Origin of the sequence: Streptomyces herbicida, assembly GCF_032656585.1 — a bacterium.
GTDB classification, from domain to species: domain Bacteria; phylum Actinomycetota; class Actinomycetes; order Streptomycetales; family Streptomycetaceae; genus Streptomyces; species Streptomyces herbicida.
The window spans coordinates 104,299-122,583 of sequence record NZ_JAUYWJ010000012.1 but is presented as its reverse complement, the minus strand read 5'-3'; the positions used below and the strand labels follow the sequence as shown (position 1 = coordinate 122,583).

The 18,285-nt window shown below is 68.8% G+C and carries 12 protein-coding genes; 8 read left to right on the top strand and 4 right to left on the bottom strand.

Annotated elements, in window-relative coordinates:
• Positions 1-17 precede the first annotated feature (17 nt).
• Together Q8A52_RS25090 and Q8A52_RS25085 are read left to right on the top strand one after the other, a co-directional pair.
• On the top strand, positions 18-1,382 hold the full coding sequence (locus Q8A52_RS25090) for a GH1 family beta-glucosidase (protein ID WP_316755423.1): 1,365 nt from the start codon (positions 18-20) through the stop codon (positions 1,380-1,382).
• 207 nt (positions 1,383-1,589) lie between these two features.
• Positions 1,590-3,251 carry an HsdM family class I SAM-dependent methyltransferase gene (locus Q8A52_RS25085; RefSeq protein WP_316755422.1) on the top strand — a complete coding sequence of 554 codons (1,662 nt, stop codon included), beginning with the start codon at positions 1,590-1,592 and terminating at the stop codon, positions 3,249-3,251.
• Positions 3,252-3,278: 27 nt separating this feature from the next.
• On the opposite strand, the gene Q8A52_RS25080 is transcribed toward Q8A52_RS25085, so the two are convergent.
• From Q8A52_RS25080 to Q8A52_RS25070, 3 genes are all read right to left on the bottom strand, one after another.
• Positions 3,279-5,414 (bottom strand): UvrD-helicase domain-containing protein, encoded by a 2,136-nt coding sequence (locus Q8A52_RS25080; protein ID WP_316755421.1) that lies wholly within the window; start codon positions 5,412-5,414, stop codon positions 3,279-3,281.
• Positions 5,415-5,478: 64 nt separating this feature from the next.
• Positions 5,479-6,681: an McrC family protein gene (locus tag Q8A52_RS25075; RefSeq protein ID WP_316755420.1), complete on the bottom strand. Its 1,203-nt coding sequence runs from the start codon at positions 6,679-6,681 to the stop codon at positions 5,479-5,481.
• Positions 6,678-8,495, bottom strand: a complete 1,818-nt coding sequence (locus tag Q8A52_RS25070) for a DUF4357 domain-containing protein (RefSeq protein WP_316755419.1) — start codon at positions 8,493-8,495, stop codon at positions 6,678-6,680. Before Q8A52_RS25070 ends, Q8A52_RS25075 begins: the two co-directional genes overlap by 4 nt.
• 172 nt (positions 8,496-8,667) lie before the next feature.
• Here Q8A52_RS25070 and Q8A52_RS25065 point away from each other — a divergent pair, with 172 nt between their 5' ends.
• The 6 genes from Q8A52_RS25065 to Q8A52_RS25040 all read left to right on the top strand — a co-directional run bounded on the left by Q8A52_RS25065 (position 8,668) and on the right by Q8A52_RS25040 (position 17,253).
• Positions 8,668-8,979: a hypothetical protein gene (locus tag Q8A52_RS25065; protein ID WP_316755417.1), complete on the top strand. Its 312-nt coding sequence runs from the start codon at positions 8,668-8,670 to the stop codon at positions 8,977-8,979.
• 51 nt (positions 8,980-9,030) lie between these two features.
• Entirely contained in the window at positions 9,031-10,257 is a 1,227-nt protein-coding gene (locus tag Q8A52_RS25060; protein WP_316755415.1) for a hypothetical protein, read from the top strand.
• A 72-nt stretch (positions 10,258-10,329) separates the two neighbouring features.
• Positions 10,330-10,728: an EVE domain-containing protein gene (locus Q8A52_RS25055; protein WP_316755413.1), complete on the top strand. Its 399-nt coding sequence runs from the start codon at positions 10,330-10,332 to the stop codon at positions 10,726-10,728.
• Between the two features lie 754 nt (positions 10,729-11,482).
• A complete protein-coding gene (locus Q8A52_RS25050; protein WP_316755411.1) occupies positions 11,483-15,988 on the top strand; it encodes an RICIN domain-containing protein in 4,506 nt (1,501 codons plus the stop codon).
• On the top strand, positions 15,985-16,395 hold the full coding sequence (locus Q8A52_RS25045) for a hypothetical protein (protein WP_316755409.1): 411 nt from the start codon (positions 15,985-15,987) through the stop codon (positions 16,393-16,395). Before Q8A52_RS25050 ends, Q8A52_RS25045 begins: the two co-directional genes overlap by 4 nt.
• Positions 16,396-16,881: 486 nt before the next feature.
• The gene (locus Q8A52_RS25040) at positions 16,882-17,253 is read left to right on the top strand and encodes a hypothetical protein (protein WP_316755408.1); all 372 of its coding nucleotides are present in this window, start codon (positions 16,882-16,884) and stop codon (positions 17,251-17,253) included.
• 421 nt (positions 17,254-17,674) lie between these two features.
• Here the strand turns inward: Q8A52_RS25040 and Q8A52_RS25035 are convergent, their stop codons facing one another.
• The gene (locus Q8A52_RS25035) at positions 17,675-18,139 is read right to left on the bottom strand and encodes an ATP-binding protein (protein WP_316755406.1); all 465 of its coding nucleotides are present in this window, start codon (positions 18,137-18,139) and stop codon (positions 17,675-17,677) included.
• Between the last annotated feature and the right edge of the window lie 146 nt (positions 18,140-18,285).

Genomic DNA, 18,285 nt, shown 5'->3' with positions numbered 1-18,285 from the left:
GTTCCGAAGGGACTTACGTGTCCGAACGCATCGACCTCGCCGCACTCCCGCACGACTTCCTGTGGGGCACGGCGACAGCGGCGTACCAGATCGAGGGAGCCGTCGCCGAGGACGGCCGCTCCCCCTCGATCTGGGACACCTTCTCGCACACCCCCGGAAAGATCGACAACGACGATCACGGCGACGTCGCCTGCGACCACTACCACCGCTGGCGCGAGGACATCGGCCTCATGCGCCGACTCGGTACGAACGCCTACCGGTTGTCGATCGCCTGGCCGAGGGTGATGCCGGACGGCGACGGCCCGGTGAATCGCAAGGGCCTCGCCTTCTACGACGAGTTGGTGGACGGTCTGCTGGCGGCCGGCATCACCCCCTCCGTCACCCTCTACCACTGGGACCTCCCGCAGGCCCTCCAGGACCGCGGCGGCTGGCCGGAACGGGCGACCGCCCTCGCGTTCGCCGAGTACGCCTCGACCGTCGCCGAACGACTCGGCGACCGCGTGCGGCTCTGGGCGACCCTCAACGAGCCCTCCTGCTCGGCCTGGATCGGCCACCTGGAAGGCAAGATGGCCCCGGGCCTGACCGACCTCACGGCTGCCGTCCGCGCCTCCTACCACCTCCTCCTCGGCCACGGCCTCGCCACTCAGGCGATCCGCGCGGCCGCCCCGGGCGCCGGGATCGGCATCGTCAACAACCTCTCCACGGTGTTTCCCGCCACCGACAGCCCCGAGGACGAGGCCGCAGCCCGCCGCCACGACGGCCACGTCAACCGCTGGTGGCTGGACCCGGTCCACGGCCGCGGCTTCCCGGCCGACATGCGCGAGGTGTACGGCGTCGAACTCCCCGAGCAGGAAGGCGACTTGGCGGCGGTCGCCGCCCCGCTGGACTGGCTCGGCCTCAACTACTACTTCCCGGCGTACGTGGCCGACGACCCCACCGGCCCCGCGCCCCGCGTACGCTCCGTGCGCCGCCCGGGCGTCCCCCGTACCGGCATGGACTGGGAGATCGACGCGAGCGGCATCGAGACCCTGCTGCTCCGCCTCACCGACGAGTACGGAGCCCGGAAGATCTACGTCACGGAGAACGGCTCCGCCTACCCGGACCTGGTGCGCCCCGACGGCACCGTCGACGACCCCGAGCGCCAGGAGTACCTGGTGGGCCATCTCGCGGCCTGCGCCTCGGCGGCCCGCAAGGGCGCCCCGCTGGCCGGCTACTTCGCCTGGTCGCTGCTGGACAACTTCGAGTGGGCGTACGGCTACGACAAGCGCTTCGGCCTCGTCCACGTCGACTACCGCACGCAGGTCCGCACGATCAAGGGAACCGGACACCGGTACGCGGAGATCGTGCGCAGCCATCGCGGCCGCGCACGCAGGGCCGCCTGAGGCGGGTCCCGCGGTGGGCGCGAGTCGGGAGCGCGCGCCCACCGCGAGGGACCGACAGGGCTCGTGGTGAGTGAAATGGGTGACGGGCGGCGTGGTACCCCCGAGGGGCTCCTCGCCTTCTGGTTCACCAAGAACGGGCAAAGTTCGTTAACATTGTCAACGATATCCCTCGTTGCAGCTTGAGCGGGTGCTGTGTACGGTTGCCGCATGACGGACCATGCCGCCCCGCCGGCCACCGGGGCACTCGTCAATGGCTCCGAGATCGCCAGGCTTGCAGGGGTCACCCGCGCCGCGGTGTCGAACTGGAGACGGCGCTACGACGACTTCCCCGCACCCGCCGGCGGGGGTGTGAACAGTCCGCTCTTCGACCTGGCCCAGGTTCAGGTGTGGCTGGACAAGCAGCGCAAGGGGCACGGCGTCTCGGACGAGGTGCAGCTGTGGCAGGCGCTGCGTGGGGCCTACGGTGACGATGTGCTCGGTGGTCTCGGCGACGTGGCGGGGCTCCTCGCCGCACCCGGCCCGGGGGCACCTGACGCACTGTCCCCGGAGATCGTCGCACTGGTGCGTGGCCTGGCCGAGAGCAGTTCCGCAGGTGATGTGGTGACCGCCCTCGCCGAACGATTCACCGACTCCGTACGCCGAGCCGGGTCCGACCAGGTCACCTCACCGCGCATCGTGCGTGCCGTGCGGCATTTCGCCGGTGAGGTGGCCGACGACGCGACGCTCTTCGATCCGGCCTGCGGCATCGGGACCCTGCTCCTCACCATCGGCCCCGAGCGGGGGCCCCGGCGCTGCGGCCAGGAGTCGGACGCCCGCAGCGCCCGCTTCGCCCAGCTGCGGGCCGACCTCGTCGGAGGAACCGGAGTTGACGTCGTCACGGGAGACTCGCTGCGTGACGACCGGTGGGCCGAGCTGAGGGCCGATCTCGTCGTCTGCGACCCGCCCATCGGTGACACGGACTGGGGGCGCGAAGAGCTGCTCCTCGACTCCCGCTGGGAGTTCGGCACACCTTCGCGCGCCGAGGGCGAACTCGCTTGGCTGCAGCACGCCTACGCGCACACCGCGCCCGGCGGCCGGGTCCTCATGGTCATGCCCGCCTCCGTCGCCTACCGCAAGGCGGGCCGCCGGATCCGCGCCGAGCTCGTACGGCGCGGCGCCCTGACCCAGTTGACCGCCCTGCCCGCCGGCGTGGCGGCGTCCCACGCGTTGCCCGTGCATCTCTGGCAGCTGCGCCGCCCGCGGTCGCTCGGCGACGCCGCGACCAGCGTGCGCATGGTCGACCTGGCGGCGAACGACCCGGACGGCTCCCTGCAGCCGCGAGCCGACCAAGTGGCGGACGTCTCTCTGATCGAACTGCTCGACGATGCCGTGGACCTCACCCCGGGGCGTCACGTGGTCGAGTCCCATCGCGACTACGCGGCGGAATACCAGGCCCTGCGTAGTGAGCTGGCGGGACAGGTGCGGCTGCTGGCCGAGTTGCTGCCCGTACTGACAGCGGGAGCGGGCGCCGGCGTGCCGGAGGGGCCGTCCGTCAGTGTCGCCGACCTCGCCCGCGCCGGACTGGTCGAGTACGGCGATCCGGAACCCGTCTCCGTCAGCGACCAGCTCGACACCGACTTCCTCCAGGGGTTCCTGCGCAGCTCGGCGAACACCCGGCGGTCCACGAGTGCCAGCGGCACCTTCCGGCTGGACGGCAAGGGCGCGCGCATCCCGCAGATGGACATCGCGGACCAGCGGCGGTACGGCGGCGCGTTCCGGGCACTTCAGGAGTTCGAGGAACTGACCCGGCGCGTAGCCGAGTTGAGCGCACAGGTATCCGCACTGGCGCGGGACGGACTGGGCAACGGGGCACTGGCACCCGGGGACTGACAAGCGCGCTCGACGACTTCCCGGTGTCTAGTTCCCCTGCGGCACGAACGAACTTGCCACACCGCTCCAGGACACCGACAGCGCCTCCCGCGCCCGGGTGCACGCCACGAACAGCAGACACCGTTCGCGCAGCAGATCCGAGTCGTGCTGGAGCGCGTCCACCGAGGCAGGCGTGACCTCCCGGGCGAAGGGCACCGCGCTCGCCGTCACGCCGAGGACGACCACACAGCGGAACTCCAGTCCCTTCATGGCATGCATGGTGGCGAGCCGGACTCCGTCCGCGTCCGGTCCGGGGTTGTCCTTGACCCTGACCACCGGGACCTGCGCCGCGACCAGCTTGTCGTGAGCCTTGTCGAGCAGCACGTTGAACCGTGCGCAGACACCGATCTCCGACGGGCGGATGCCCTGGGCGATCCAGCCCTGGACGTGCTCGACGAGCGCCGCGACCTCGGCCTGCTCGGAGCCGTACCCCTCCACTCGGGGTCTGCGGCCGTGCAGCAGCGAGCGGTAGCCCGCCAGGGTGTCGCTGCCCTCGCCGCCCAGGTCGTCGACCGAAACCGGGCTGAGGATGCCCGTCGACCAGGCGAGGATCTCCTCGGTGCTGCGGTAGTTGATGCGCAGACGATGCGTGCGTCCGGCCACCGAGATGCCCAGGGAACCCAGCGAGACCTTCGAGTCGTAGATCCGCTGGTGCGGGTCGCCGGTGATGAACAGGTCGTCGCTGCCGGATGCCACCGCGCCGCGCAGGACGCGCCACTGGGCGGGGTGCAGGTCCTGGGCCTCGTCGACCACGACGTGATCGTGCGTCGGCGACGAGGCTGCCAGCAGGTCGGCCGCCCGCGCGCACACCTTGAGGTGGGTGGTGGCCTTCTGGTCGCGCAGCAGGGACTCGAACAGCTCGACGGCGGGCCACAACTGATCCCGCCGCGCCGGTGACAGCGCGCTGCCACGGCCGCGCCGTGAGGCGGCCCGGTAGGCGTCGAGGGTGCGCAGGTCCTGGGCGAGGACGACATGCCGGTACTCCTGCGCCAGGAACTGCTCCGTCCATGCCAGCCCGAGCTTCTTGACGACCCGCTGCCACAGCTGCCGTTCCTCGCGGTCGCCCACGGGGGAGGGGGCCTTGCCGTCATGGCGGGTCACGATGCCGTGCGCATAGGCGTTGACCGTCGTCACGTCGACTCGGTCGAGCAACGCCACGTCACCGTCCAGGAGAAGCGACAGGTTCTCGCGCAGAGCGGCGGCAAGGGCATTGGTGTAGGTGGTGAGCAGGACTCGGGTGTCCGGCGAGCGAGTGAGGAGATGCTTGACGCGGTGCAGCGCGGCGACCGTCTTGCCCGTGCCCGGCCCGCCGGTCACCTGGACCGGACCGCCGTACGACACCCGGTAGGCGACCCGGCGCTGCGAGGGATGGAGGAACACCCGCCAGGCCGCGAACGGTTTCTCCAGGATGTCGGCGAGCTCCTCCGGGCCGGTGACCAGGGTGATGCGGCTCGTGGTGTTGGCGATGGCGATGGCGAGGCTCTCGTCCGGGTCGGGGCCCGCGTCGATGGGACGGCGGGCGGTCACCACGTCGCGGTAGACCTCTTCCGGGCCGAAGCCCTCGGCGAGGTACTGGAGGACCTCGCACTGGTCCTCGGGCAGGAGCGTCTCGAAGGCCTGCAGCTGCACCTTGTCGACGATGGTCCGAACCGCCCGCAACACCTGTTCGTCGATGCCGAGTTCGCGCAGCACGGTGTCCGAGTACTTGGCGAACAGCAGGGAGTCGGCCGAGGCGGCCGCCTTCTCCAGGGCCGGAGTCAGCTGCTCGATCGCCACCACGTTGCGGACCTCGAGGGCCCGTGTGGCGGAGTTCGTCGTGTATAGCCGCTTGGCCGCCCAGGTGTAGGCGTCGTCGTGCGGGACGACGTTGACGAGCAGGAAGACGTCACTGCCGTCGTCCGGGGCGAGGACGACGCCGCGCCAGAAGTCGTTGATCCGGATGGTCCGCATGCGCGGGTCGCGCGCGTTCTCGACAGACTCCAGGTGCAGGCCCTTGTCCATCTGCAGCTCCGGAACGGTGAGCTGCTGGAACTTCTGCATCGCCTTGCGCACGCCGGCCCTGACGGGCTTCTCCAGGACGTCGTAGCTCTCCCAGAAGCTGTTGGCGAACGCGAGCTGCGGCACGACGTGCACTCCCCACCCTGAACGGACTCCCCGCAGTCGATCATACGCGCGGCGTGTATGAAGTTCATGGGCTTGTCATACGTCCGGCGATCGCGGCGATGTCCCCGAGCAGGCCGGACGGTTCCTGGTCCAGGTCCAGGGCGTGCTGATGGATCACGATGCCCGCGTGCCGCACTCGGTGGGCCGCGTGCGGGGCGTTGCCCTTCGCGTACACCAGGTGCCCCTCAGCCAGCCCCAGGGCAGTGCAGTACGCCAGCATCTGGTACAGGTCGCTGTCCGGATAGCCGCCCCGCTTCTCCGCCTTGTACTTCGCGTCCACGACGGCGCACGGCCGGCGGTCCGGGCCGTACAGCACGAAGTCCGGCTTCATGCGGATCGTCGACGCCTCGTCGAGGTGGTGCGGATCCTGGAACCGGGAGGTGTGAGCCGAGTCGTGGAAGGCCTCGCGCAGGGAGACGGTCACGAAGTCCTCGAAGAGCTTGTTCATGTCGAAGAGGAACCCGTCGATGTGGAGCCCGCCCGGGGCATGCTCCGCCGACGCGTCCTCCAGAACGGCGCGGGCGAGGTGCAGGGCATGGTGGTACCGGGCGTTGAGACGCGTCGGCCGCCAGTCGGGGAGCGGCCGGCCGCGCACCACGGCGGTGACGTCGATCAGCCGGGCACGCTGGTGAAGCAGCCTGCGACGCACCTCGCGCGGTACACCGGGCAGTCGCAGGAGACGTTCGACGGCCGTCCGCAGGATGCGGTTCTCGGCGATGTCGGTGGTGAACTCGTCGTATGCCACCTCCACGGGCAGTGCCGCGCCGAACCGGCGGCGCATCTGCTCGGCCTCCCGGATCCGGCCACGCACGACCAGGGCGGTTTCCTCGGCAGCCCGGTATCCCTGCAACAGCCCCTGCCGCAGAGCCCGATCCATCTGCCGCTCCACGGCGTGGGCGAGCGCGGGCAGCAGATCCTGCTCCTCGGCCACCTCGACCTCGCCGTCCCGCCAGCCGCCCTTCGGGTCGAGGCTGTAACCGAGCAGGAAGAAGAGCCGGGCGATGGGCGTCTTGGGGGTGACGCGCACGGTCAACGTCTCGTCCGCGCCGGGCACCGCGACGGCCACCGCGCCGACCTTGCTGCCCGCCCGCAACGACCAACGGCCCGGAGTGTACGGGTCCGGGGCCGCGTCCAGGACGTCCCCGGCGGCCAGCGCACGCCCGACCGCGTCGGGCAGGGCAACACTGACGGCCGGCGCATGCTCGACGAGCTCGACGACCGGAGTCACCCCAGCGACTCCCGCAGCGCGGCCAGCCCGTACCGCTTCTCGACGTCCACGCCCTCGCCGTAATGGTGTTCCTCCAGCAGCGGCAGGATCTTGGTCCGCCACGTCCGCTCCAGGCCGCCGTCCCGATAGACACCCTTCTTCATCAGATACGAGGGCCCGATGCGGAAGTCGGCATCGTCGATACGGGAGTTGAGCGCGTCGAGAAGATCGGCGGGCTCGGCGGCTCTGCCCTCCTTGGCCAGCCAGCGGCGCAGCAGCCCGCTCGTTGGCTCGATACGCGGAGACAACTCCACGAACGCGAACCGCCGCCGCATGGCCGCGTCCACGAGGGCGATGGACCGGTCCGCGGTGTTCATCGTGCCGATCACGAACAGATTCGGCGGCAGCGCGAAGTCGTCGCCGGAGTAGGTGAGCCGGACCGACTTGTTCCGGTACTCCAGGAGGAAGTACAACTCGCCGAACACCTTCGCCAGGTTGGCGCGGTTGATCTCGTCGATGATCAGGAAGTGCGGGATGTGGCGGTTGCCCTCACGGGAGGCCAGGTCGGCGAGTTCGCGCAGCGGTCCGGCGGTGAGCCGGAAGGCGACCTCCCTGGTCTGCGGGTCCTCCTGGGGCCGGAACCCCTCGAAGAAGTCCTCGTACGCGTACGACGGATGGAACTGCACGAGCTTGACCTGCTCGGGGCCGCCACCCAGGAACTCGGCGAGCTTCAGCGCGAGGTAGGTCTTGCCGGTACCGGGCGGGCCGTACAGCACCAGTTGCCGTTCGTCCCAGAGCAGGTCCCGCACTTCTCGCAGCCACGCCGCGGCGTGCACGAGGAGTTCGTCGGCCAGATCGTCCGTTGGCTCAGGCAGTTCGAGCTCGCGGCGGGCGGTGAGAGCGGGGATCTCGATGCTCGGGTCGCGCTCAATGGCCTCCGCCTCCTCGACCAGCTCCTGGTCGGTGAGGCCGAGCCCGTCGATGTGGGCCTGTACAGAGGTGAGGTCGACGACATCGTGCTGGACGGACAGCTTCTGCTGCAGCTCCTCGGGCAGGACGTCGTACGCATATCCGGTCGGCTGCCATTCGACCGGCCGCCGCAGGTTGGACCGCCGGTCCTCGGAACCGATCTGCTCCGCTTCACCGGTGATCTCTCCGACGTACAGCTGCCCGCCGGAGATCGTGCACACGGTGTCGCCGGGCTTCATACGGGAGAGGAAGGCGTGCAGCTCTTCGACCAGCTGCTGCTTCTGACTGTAGGTGGCTGTGGATTCGTAGTCCTCCTGCACGCAGGACCTCAGCTCCTCCTTGCCGGTGCCTTGTCCCACACCCTGCCGGAGTCGGGAGGCGGGGAGGCTGACAATGCCCTCCGGTAGCCACAGGCGCTGCACGAGATCGAGGCCGCTGACGTTCGAGCCGCGAATCAGCCAGGGGCGGTTGGGATTGTCGGCTGCCTGGCCGAGGTGAGTGGCGAGCGAGCGATCGTCCGCTGACTTCCACACCCCCAACCCGTTGACACTGCAGCCCATGAGGATTTGGGCGGCGGCCGACGGTGAGCTGCACTCGATGTCCCGGGTGGTCTCCAGCCATCCCGGCCGGATGTCCGACTGCCGGATCGCGCCCTCCTCGATAAGCCCCTCTCGCACGCGGTACGAGGTCGGCTTCCGTATGGCGAACGAGGGCACCACCTTGGCCCGAACCGGGGAACCCGCCGCGACGACGAACTTGTGCCCACGCTTCCCGTCCCCTTGTGCCACAAGCCATCCCCTGGCCATCGGCCCACCGCGCCGCAGGCGCAGTCGGAACTCCGGGTACTGCGCACGCTCCTCGGTCATAGTCATCGCTCCCCCAACCAACTGACGAACCACTGAAACAGTAGGGCCTCCCTGCGACAGACGTCGGGCCCGGCCCGCTCCTCGCTGCCCTGCCGCTGGCAGAGTTGAGCAGTTGGGGTACCAGCGGCGTCATGGCCGCCCGTTGTCACCCCGAGGTCGTTAGTGTTGCCCCATGAGCGCGTTGCACACGGCCGAGCTCGAGGCCATGATCGAACAGGCAACTGTCGACGCCTACAACGACGACGAGCAGCTGACCGGACTGTTCACCATGCTCGAGGAGCACCTCGAACTGCCCTTCACCACCGCGGTTCTAGGTGTCGAGGTGACCGTTCGCGGCATCGACCTCACCCCGGACGGCAGGATCGTCGCCCTGTGCTCCCGCGGCGGTGTGCGGCAGTCGATCGAAATCCTGGATCTGCCCTTGCCCAGCCCGGCGCCCCAGGGCGCGAAGTGGATCGAGGCATACCGTCACTGGGCCGGTTGAGGCCGCGCACCTCACACCCACGCGGAACCGGCTTGTGTGAAAGGGCTGAACATGGGTGACGTCGTACAGGGCACGCATCAGGGCGCCGGCGATCCGTCGCTGACCGACCTCGTCCAGCGCAGTGCCGAGTTGAAACGGCAGCTGGTCGCCTTCGGGCAGAGCTCCCGCTTCGACCGGTGGTTGACGCCCCTCCTGCTGGAGCCCGCGGGCCCTGAGCGGCACCTGGACGAGGGCGAGGCGATCCGGATCGTCGACCACTTCATCCTGCGGCACCGCCTGCCGGACGGCTCGACCGTGGTGGACCGGTTCGTCGCCGGGCGGAAGGACTTGACCGTGGCCGACCGGGAGATGCTGCTCGGCTGGCGTGACCCGGTCGAGGGCATCTTCGAGGTCCAGCGCAAGGAAGGGGATGCCGTCGTCCTGCTGAACCTGGTCGACGACCTGGAGTACCGCACGTACTCGAATGCCGGGCGGGCGGCCTACCGCGGAGTGTCCAAGGGCAGCTTCCTCCATGCCTGCCTGGTACCGGTGCATCCGGCGCGTGGGTCGTGGCTGGTGTCCGGGGCGATGTCGAGCTACCCAAGGTCGAGCGCCACCGAGATCGCCCAAGCCGCTCTCCAACTGGCCACGAGCCGACCCGAACTGGTCTTCCGCAACCCCCAGAAGGTCGAGCAGGGATGGCAGGCGATGCGGGAGGACCGGGCCGCGTTCGTCGAGTTCTGCGGCGGCGACGAACTGGTCCTCCCGCCTGCCGAGGCCGAGGACCTACTCAACGCCTACTACCGCCACCGTCAGGAGGCTGCCGTCGCCGGACATCCCGACCGTGCCCGTGACGGTCGGCTCCCCGACTTGGCCCTGCCCCTTTTCGAGTTGCCGTCGGAACTGGCGGGCTCGGACACCATCGGTGTCATCTACGACCAGGCCGACGGACTCAACTTCTACGCGGACTACGGGATGCTGCGGGACCTCTTCGCGACCCCGACCCTCGCGGGCCGCAGGCAGCATCAGGACCTGCTGCGCACGTACCTGCGCGAGGAGTCGATCGGACCACTGCCGATCCGCCGGCTGGCCGCCGCTCACCCGGAGATGGTCGACGCGGTGTTCCGAAAGCTGCTGCGGAAGCCCGGGTTCACCTGGAGCGAGCACGGCGAGCCGCTGCTGCGCCGACGCAAGCCCTGGTACTACGAGAACGAACCTCGCCCTGGTGTCTCCGTGATCGGCGACCGCCTCAGTGCGCTGGCCGCCGGCCGCCCACAGTCACCCTTCACACGGCCGTGATACTGCGCAACGCTGCCCGTCCTCCTTCCATACCGTGTGTCCGAAGGCCAGTGCGTGAAAGGTGGCAGAGGCTTGACCGACTGGATCTACATCCTCAATCCGAACAAGGACACACTGGACGGAGAGCCCTCCGACAAGGAAACCATCCGCCGCCTCGCCCACGAGGATCCCGAGCTGGACTTCTGGCTCAGCCGGCGCAACCGCATGCGTCCGGGCGACCGCCTGTGGTTCTTCTTCAGCCACCCGGAGTCAGCGGTCGCGGCGGTGGCCGAGATCGATGGTGAGCCGTACGAGGATCCCGACGACCCGGAGTTTTCCTACCGGGTTGAGGCGACCTTGCTGCCGGAGGCGACGGACGCGCGGTACCGCGACCCGGTAGGGCGGGAGGACCTGGCCCTCGGTCAGGTGCGGTCGGTGCAGAAGGTGAAGCCGGAGGCGCTGCCGGTCCTGCTGGCGCGGGCCGGTCTGTGAGGCGGCTACCAGTGCAGGTGCATCGGCCCGGCCCGGAGCCCGGGCCGTGGTTCGCGTGACCGAGCACGGAACCCGCGTCATGCGGGAGGGGAACCGTCGGTGCACCGTGTGGCCGCGCGTCGGCCCTGGGACGCGTCATCGGCCGTCACGCGGCCAGGAGCTCCGACTCGTCGGATGACGCCACGCTGTGCGGCAGGGCTTTTCTCGATGGTCGTGCAACGCCTACGGCACCCGGTAACAACGGTGCCCGACAACGCGCATGGCTCTGTCATGGCGCGGGGTCGACACCGACGGCGCTGGCCGGCCGACTCGGACGGAGCGGATCAACGAGTCCGGTCGTCAGAGTCTGATCGTCCACGCGGCGAGGTCTGTCGCTTGCTCCAGGCTTCATTCCGACTGTGATGTTGATCTCACGGTGACGGAGGGTATGGGAGGCCGTAAGTTCCGGTAAGAGGCCGGTAAGGCGGTTCTCACAAGCTCCACACAGTATCCGCCCAGTTCCCTCATGTGTGCCACGGTAACCAGGTGTAACTGCCCTCTGCGGCAACGCCGTTGCGGAGTGGATCACTGACGTGCCTATGGTGGCGTCCGCCGCTCCCGGAAGGACCTGACCAGTCCGCTTGTCCCGGAGCGACCGGCGCGTCCGCGGGGTGAGCGCCCTACACAACATGAGGCCCCAGACGTCACGCGGGCCTGACGTTCCCCTCCCGGGAGTGCGCCTGAAGCAGCCACCCCCCTACAGAGAGGGATACGCGTGTTGCGTAGACCTGCACGGAAGCAGGGCAAACGCCCCAGATGGAAGGCGGGCCTGGCGACTTCGGTCGTCCCGCTTGCCTCGCTCGCTCTCCTCGCCACGATAGCGGTGCACCCGGAGCCGACCGCCGGCCGTGATCCGCGCACCAGCCCGGTCGCCGACTCCTACGACGGGTTCGACACCAAGGCCGCCGAGCAATTGCGGCTGGATCAGTGCCTGATGGCCGACGGTCTGCGCAGAGGCGGGCCGAACCTGTACAGCCTGGCCAACACTTCCCTGCCGTTGCCGGCGGACCAACTGCATCAGAAGGCAGACCGCACCTACGGCACCGGGGCGTTCGCTCAGGCATGGCAGAAGGACAGTGACGACTCCGACGCCTGGGTGAAGAAGGCCCAGGACACCGACCAGTCGTTCAAGAACACCGTCAGCGGCCTGGACGACTACCCCGGCTCTCCCAAAGCGGAGAAGATCTTCGACAAAACGGGGATGCTTCCCTGGCTCTACCAGTCGTACTTCAAGTCCGTCGACTTGCTGTCGCCGTTCTACGACCCGTCACCGCAGGCGGACGACAAGACCAAGAAGGCCACCCTCGCCATCGGAGACCCGCTGTACACCAGCGGCGGGACGAGCCAGGAGCAGGAAGCCTGGAAGCTCTGGAAGAAGAACTCCGCAGACACCGTCCCGAACGAACTGTTCGTTCCACGGGTGTTCGACGACGACGCCAGGATCTTCCTCGCCTCCGGAGGCTTCCCCCGGACCGCGCCGGCCCCAGACACCCCGGAGTTCCGCATCGCGGTCGAGGACTTGAAGTCCCGTTTTGCTTCGTGCGCGTGGCACAACCCGATCGACCCTGACCGGGTGCTCGGCAAGGAGGTGGCGCAGGCGTCCGGCGAGTGGCAGCAGGAGATCACCTCGCAGGCCACGCAGCGCCAGCAGATCGTCTCTGCCGGCAGTACCGCCACCAAGACGCTGCAGGACGGCACCTTCGCCCTGGGCAAGATGCTGGGTCAGTCGTGGATCGCGGACTACTCCACCCGCTGGCTGGACTACTACACCGAGGGCGGCCTCGGCTGGATCGGCGACGGCCAGCTGGAGATCCAGGTGCCGGGCGCTGCCGGCAAGTGCCTCGACGTCCAGGGGGCCGGTAAGACCAATGGCACCCCGGTCCAGGTCTACACCTGCAACGGCGGCGCTTCCCAGAAGTGGCAGGTGATGGGTTCGTACGACGGCGGCTACACCCTGGTCAACCCGAACTCCTTCAAGTGCCTTGAGGTGCTGAACGGCAACAGCGCCGACGGCACGAAGATCCAGATCCGGGACTGCGGCAGCGCCAAGTCCCAGCAGTGGAAGTTCGATGTGCGCAGCGCCGGCCCGCTGCGCAACGCGGCGACCGGCAAGTGCCTGCACCTGCCGACCTTCGACAACAGCAAAGACGCCGTGCTGTCGACCTGCAACGGCTCTGCCGCGCAGAAGTTCAGGATCGTCGCCAAGACCCACACCGGCACCGCACCGGCGAAGGCCGATGTGGACAAGGCCAAGGCCAACATCACCGCTGCGCAGGCAGAGACGAAGAAGCAGCTCGCCCTCCTCAAGACCCAGGGGGAGTCAGCCCAGAAGGCCGCGACCACGTCGGACACCGCGCTCCAGGCGGCGTACGGCATCGCCGATGCCAACGGAGCCCCGCGGGGTCGTGGTCTGCTGGCCGGTCTGCAGAAGGACCAGGTCACCAAGGGTGCGGCTGCCGCGCTCACGGCGATGGAGAAGGCCGGCGAGACCGCCGAGGCCGCGACCCGCGCCTCGGCCGGGGACAGCGCGACCATCGCGCAGCGCGCCCTCGCGCAGGCTGCGCAGTCGAAGGCGGAGTTCCGCAAGAAGGCCGCCGAGGCAGCCGAGTTCCAGGCGAAGGCCGCGGCGGACGCGGCGAAGATCCACCGGGACAACGCCAAGAAGGACAAGGAGACCGCGGAGGCCAAGCTCACGGTCGCGGTGAAGGCCGAGGGCGATGCCAAGGCGGCCGCCGCCGACGCGCACGCCAAGCGGCTCTCGGCGGAGGCCGAGGAGAAGACGGCCAAGGCGGAGAAGGAGAACGCCGCGGCCAAGCAGGCCGAGGCTGCCCAGCACCGCAAGAACGCCGAGTCCGAGGCGACCAAGGCGAAGGACGCCAAGGACAAGGCCGAGGCCGCCGAGAAGACCGCCGAGAGCAAGCGCGACGACGCGGTCACGGCAAAGGACCACGCCAAATCCATGCGGGACGACGCGTGGGACGCGAGGCAGAAGGCCGACGCGGCCCGCGCCAAGGCCGACGCAAAGGACGCCTACGCCGACTCCCTCGACTCCGGGGACGCGGCGGACGCGGCCCGCGCTGCCGCGAACGACGCCGACAAGGCCGCCGACGACGCCGAAGCCGCCGCGACGAAGGCCCGTTCCGAGGCGGACGCCGCCACGCAGGCCGCGGCCGACGCGGACGCGGCAGCGACGCGCGCGGAGGCGGCGGCGAAGCGGGCCCGCTCCGACGCGGACGCCGCCCAGGCGGACAAGCTGAAGGCGGACGCGGCGGTGAAGACCGCCACCAGCGCCGCCGCGGACGCCATCAAGGCATCCCAGGACGCCGCCACCGAGGCCAAGGCCGCGGTCAAGCTCGCCGACGAGGCCGAGCAGCACGCCAAGGACGCCAAGACCGAGGTCGACGGCGCCAACAAGGAGGCCGGCAACGCGGTCGCGGCCGCGGCGAAGGCCGCGGGGTTCGCCCATGTCACCGCGCAGGCAGCGGTGGACGCCGGTGAAGCGGCGAAGCAGGTCGCCAACCCGGCCAACGACGCGATCCAGCTCGGCTCCCCCTACGTCGACAACGACTCCACCGCCGGCCTGGTCGTGCTGACCGGACAGGCGTCGAAGACGATCGCCGAGCAGCAGCAGGCCGTCGCCGACGCGCACGCCAAGAACGCCGCCGACGAGGCCGACGCCGCCAAGAACCTTGCAGACCAGGCCAAGGGCGACGCCAAGGAGGCCTACCAGCACGCGGCGAACGCCGCCAAGTACGCCTCCGACGCCCGCACCTACTCCAAGGACGCCCTCGGCTACGCGGCCGACGCCGCCAAGGCCGCGGCAGCGGCGCAGGCATCACTGGCCCGCACCATCGAGTACGACAAGCAGGCAGCCGACGACGCGGCAGCCGCCGACAAGGCGGCCGGCAACGCCGAGGGCTACGCCAAGGACGCCCGCGACTCAGCCGACACCGCCGAACTCGACGCCGAGGCGGCCCGCTCCGCGGCCACCCAGGCCGAACAGGACGCCAAGGACGCCCGAGCAGCCGCCACCCGCGCTGACGCTGCGGCGACCGAGGCCGAACAGGCGGCCAAGGATGCCGACAAGTACGCCAAGGAAGCACAACAAGCCGTCACGGAAGCGGAGGCGGCTGAAGCCAACAAGCACGTCTCCACGGGTGGCGGTACCGGCATCGACGGCGTCTTCTACGTCGTCGACGAAAAGAAGTCGGAGATCGTCTCCGGGACGCAACTCAACGACTGCACCCTCACCCTCAGTGGCTGTGACGTCAAATACAAGGTGACCGTCAATTTGGTCGCCGACTTCTACCTGTGCACCGACGACAACGCCCTGGCAACCCCCACGGGCTGCCCCAAATCGGCGTGGAAGTGGCTCGACCGCAAGACGGTGACGGCCAAGGACGTCGACTGGGAACACCACTTCAGCGCTGGTGACATCACCCGCCTGGGCTGGCAGAACCTCTTCGGTGACACCCTCGGCAGCATCCTGTACGAGGTGATCCTTGGCGACGCCGTCAAGTGCTTCCACGGGTCGAAGACGGCATGCGCCTGGACCGCAGCCATGTTCGTCCCGCTTGAGAAGCCTTTGGCCGCGCTCGCCGACGCCGCGCGTGCCCTGGACGCCTCCATCAAAACTGGCATCGGGTTCGAAGACGCATGGAAAGCCCTCCGCGCCCTCAGCGTCTCCGACGAAGTCATTGCCGGCATCGGCGCAAAAGCCCTCGAAGAACTGGAAGAGGCGTGTGCGAAGGGAGCCGTCCGCACCGCCGCATTCACCTTCGGTGCCGCAGGGGGCGGTGGGGGCTACTGTAAGTGGCTGGAACTGGGCGGCCCTGGCAAGTGGATACCCGAGACGGAAACCATGAATCTCGCCGACCGTGCCTATGAGCAACTGGTGACGGACGGGGTTCCGTCCGGCATCTCGTACAAGGTTCCCGCAGACACACCGAGTGGTTTCGTCAAGTTCGACGGATACAAGGACGGAACCCTCATCGACGCCAAGAACCAGCACTATTCTGCCTCGATGCTCACCGCGGATGGGAAGCTGAAGTTCCCAACAAAAGAGACCAGTACGATGGTGAAGCAGGTCAAGGCCGCAAACGGCACACCCGTAGTGTGGTACATGTCCGACGAAGCGACCCGCTACGCCCTGGAGCAGTGGGCGCTCGATAACAATGTCAAGGGGATCAAGTTCGTGTTCAAGGCGGGGCCGCCGAAGTGAGCTACAGTCTCAGCGTCTACAAGTTTGTGAACGGTGAACCCGTCCGTCCGGACATGAACGTGGTCCGGGACATCCTTTCCCCCTACCTCGCCGTGCCGGAAGAGCTCACCGGGGACGACGCACAGTTCTGGATCCGTGCCGTGGACGGCAGCGAGGTCGAGGTGGACGTCGTCGACTGCGTCATCGGTGTTGAACGTCCACAGACCGGCAAGGTGTGGAAGATCATCATCGAGTTGGCAAACCGAGCCGGCGGAGTGATCCTCACCCCCAACGGAACTTTTCTGTGCCGTGAGAACATGCGGGAGCATCTTCCCGAGGGCATGGCGAACGATTCTGTCTTTGTCCCGGAGATCACCCTCGAAGCCTTTGAAAGGGTTGCGGGGCCTTTCAGGCATCCGCTGTCCTGATCAAGGGGATTCCTGGCAGACCCCGCTGGGGCTGAGCGATTCTTGCTCGGGCCCCGGCGGGGCCTGCTGCCCGCCGAATCGGCAGTCCGAGGTCGCCAGCCCGCTCGGTACGGCAGCACCTCCTCCTGCCCCAGTGCCTCTACCAGGGGTGCGGCCCCGAACTGCCCGAGCCGGACGTCCTGGAGAAGGCGGAAGGCAGCCCAGGCCGGGCCCGCAAGAATTGGCGCAGGGCCACCCGCGCCCGCCAGTGTGGTGTAGTTCCGGCGACCTCCGCTGACCAAGTGCTTCCCGGCCGGTACCAAGGTTGCTTGGACGTCGGGACTTCGACGCCGTCGATGGTACTTCACGAAGCCGGGCGACAAGGTGCCGAGCCTCGTCAAAGACATGCCGAAGCCGGACTGGGCCAAGTGACCCGAAGACCCCGAGGACAGGAGGAGCACAGAGAATGCCGGATTTCGTACGAGAGGGACGTCTGTTCTGTTCCGGGTGGTCAGCTTCTCGGCGTCGCACCGGCAGCTGTTGCTGCGCAGCGACGCCACCGCGATCGACGGAACAGACACCCGCGTCGAGGTGTACTTCGGGCATGTGGAGCTCATGCTGCTCAAGCCCATCTACGAGAAGGGGATCCACGTCCGCCGGGCGTCGGAGGCGGAGTTCGCGGTGTTGAAGGAGCGTCATGACCTCGCCGCGGACGATGCGGGCTTCACCTGGATGATCGAACCGGACGGGGACAGCTTCGTCATCTCCGGCGGACCCGCGTGGCGCGAGGCGGACCGCAAGTTCGAGGACCCGTCCCTGTTCGACTTCGGCCAGCCCTGGCCACCGAACTTCCCCGTGGAGTACGGCAGCATCGGCTGACGCAGACGACATGCTGAGGGCGCCCCCTGCCAAAGGAGGCGCCCTCAGTGCCCTGCAGGCCCCTTCGGCGAAGGACCGGATGAACATCACCGGGGCCCGTCGGAGCCTGCCCGGCGCCGAGGCGGTGCCCAGCTCCGCTCGGTGGTCAGCAACGGCGACTACAGCCACGCCGCCACGGCAGCAGGTGGCTTGATCTGCCGAACTGGAAGAATCGACGGGCCGATCCCCTTCGCTGCGGACGGCCCCCCCAGTCGTGGGCGGAAGTACAAAGTGAGGGTCATCACCGAGGCCGAAATCGGCGCTGTCACCGGCTCCCTCGCCACGCCCCAGACGGTGCTGCTTGGCGGCTACGACGCTGAGGGTCGCCTGCAGTACACCGGGACCACGTTCCTGCCCGGGGCTGCCATCCCGTACGGGCGACTCACTCACTGGCCGACCCAGGTTCGCATCGGCCGAGGGTGAGTTCGGCCCATACGGTCTTGCCGCCGGGCGGATAGGGCTCGGTGCTCCAGCAGTCGGCCAGGGCGGTCACCATGAGCAGGCCGCGACCCGACTCTGCGTCTGGGGGCTCGGTGAAGTCCGTCGCGGGGCGAGGGACGCGATCACCCCGCGCGTCGGTCACGGCGATCCGTAGCAGGCCGGCCGCCGGGTCGAAGTGGAGCGTCAGACGGAAGTCGCGGCCTTGGACGCGGCCGTGCAGTGCCGCGTTGGCGGCCAGTTCGGCCACGATCTGCTCCGCGCGCTCGGCCACGGACGGCGGTACCTGCCAGGCCTGGAACTCCGCCACGGCGAGGAGACGGGCGAGCCGTGCGCCGCGACGGGTTGACGACAGCTGCTGCGCGAACGTCCGGACGGCGGTGGGGGAGTGGGGCGAGCTCACGTTCATGGGGCCACCGTGACGCGCGTGGGGTGGTGTGTGCCAGGAGTGCGGTCCGTACGGTGAGTCAGCGTACGGATACGTTCGGTGGACAGTACGAATGCGGAGTAGCCAGTCTGGGTGTTCTCGATCAGGGGGAACTGGCTTGTGTGCAC

What these genes read in the sequence shown, in the direction of transcription:
- Q8A52_RS25060 (WP_316755415.1), top strand. Translation starts at nt 9,031, where the DNA reads ATGGGTGACGTCGTACAGGGCACGCATCAGGGCGCCGGCGATCCGTCG.
- Q8A52_RS25035 (WP_316755406.1), bottom strand. Translation starts at nt 18,139, where the DNA reads ATGAACGTGAGCTCGCCCCACTCCCCCACCGCCGTCCGGACGTTCGCG.
- Q8A52_RS25070 (WP_316755419.1), bottom strand. Translation starts at nt 8,495, where the DNA reads ATGACCGAGGAGCGTGCGCAGTACCCGGAGTTCCGACTGCGCCTGCGG.
- Q8A52_RS25085 (WP_316755422.1), top strand. Translation starts at nt 1,590, where the DNA reads ATGACGGACCATGCCGCCCCGCCGGCCACCGGGGCACTCGTCAATGGC.
- Q8A52_RS25065 (WP_316755417.1), top strand. Translation starts at nt 8,668, where the DNA reads ATGAGCGCGTTGCACACGGCCGAGCTCGAGGCCATGATCGAACAGGCA.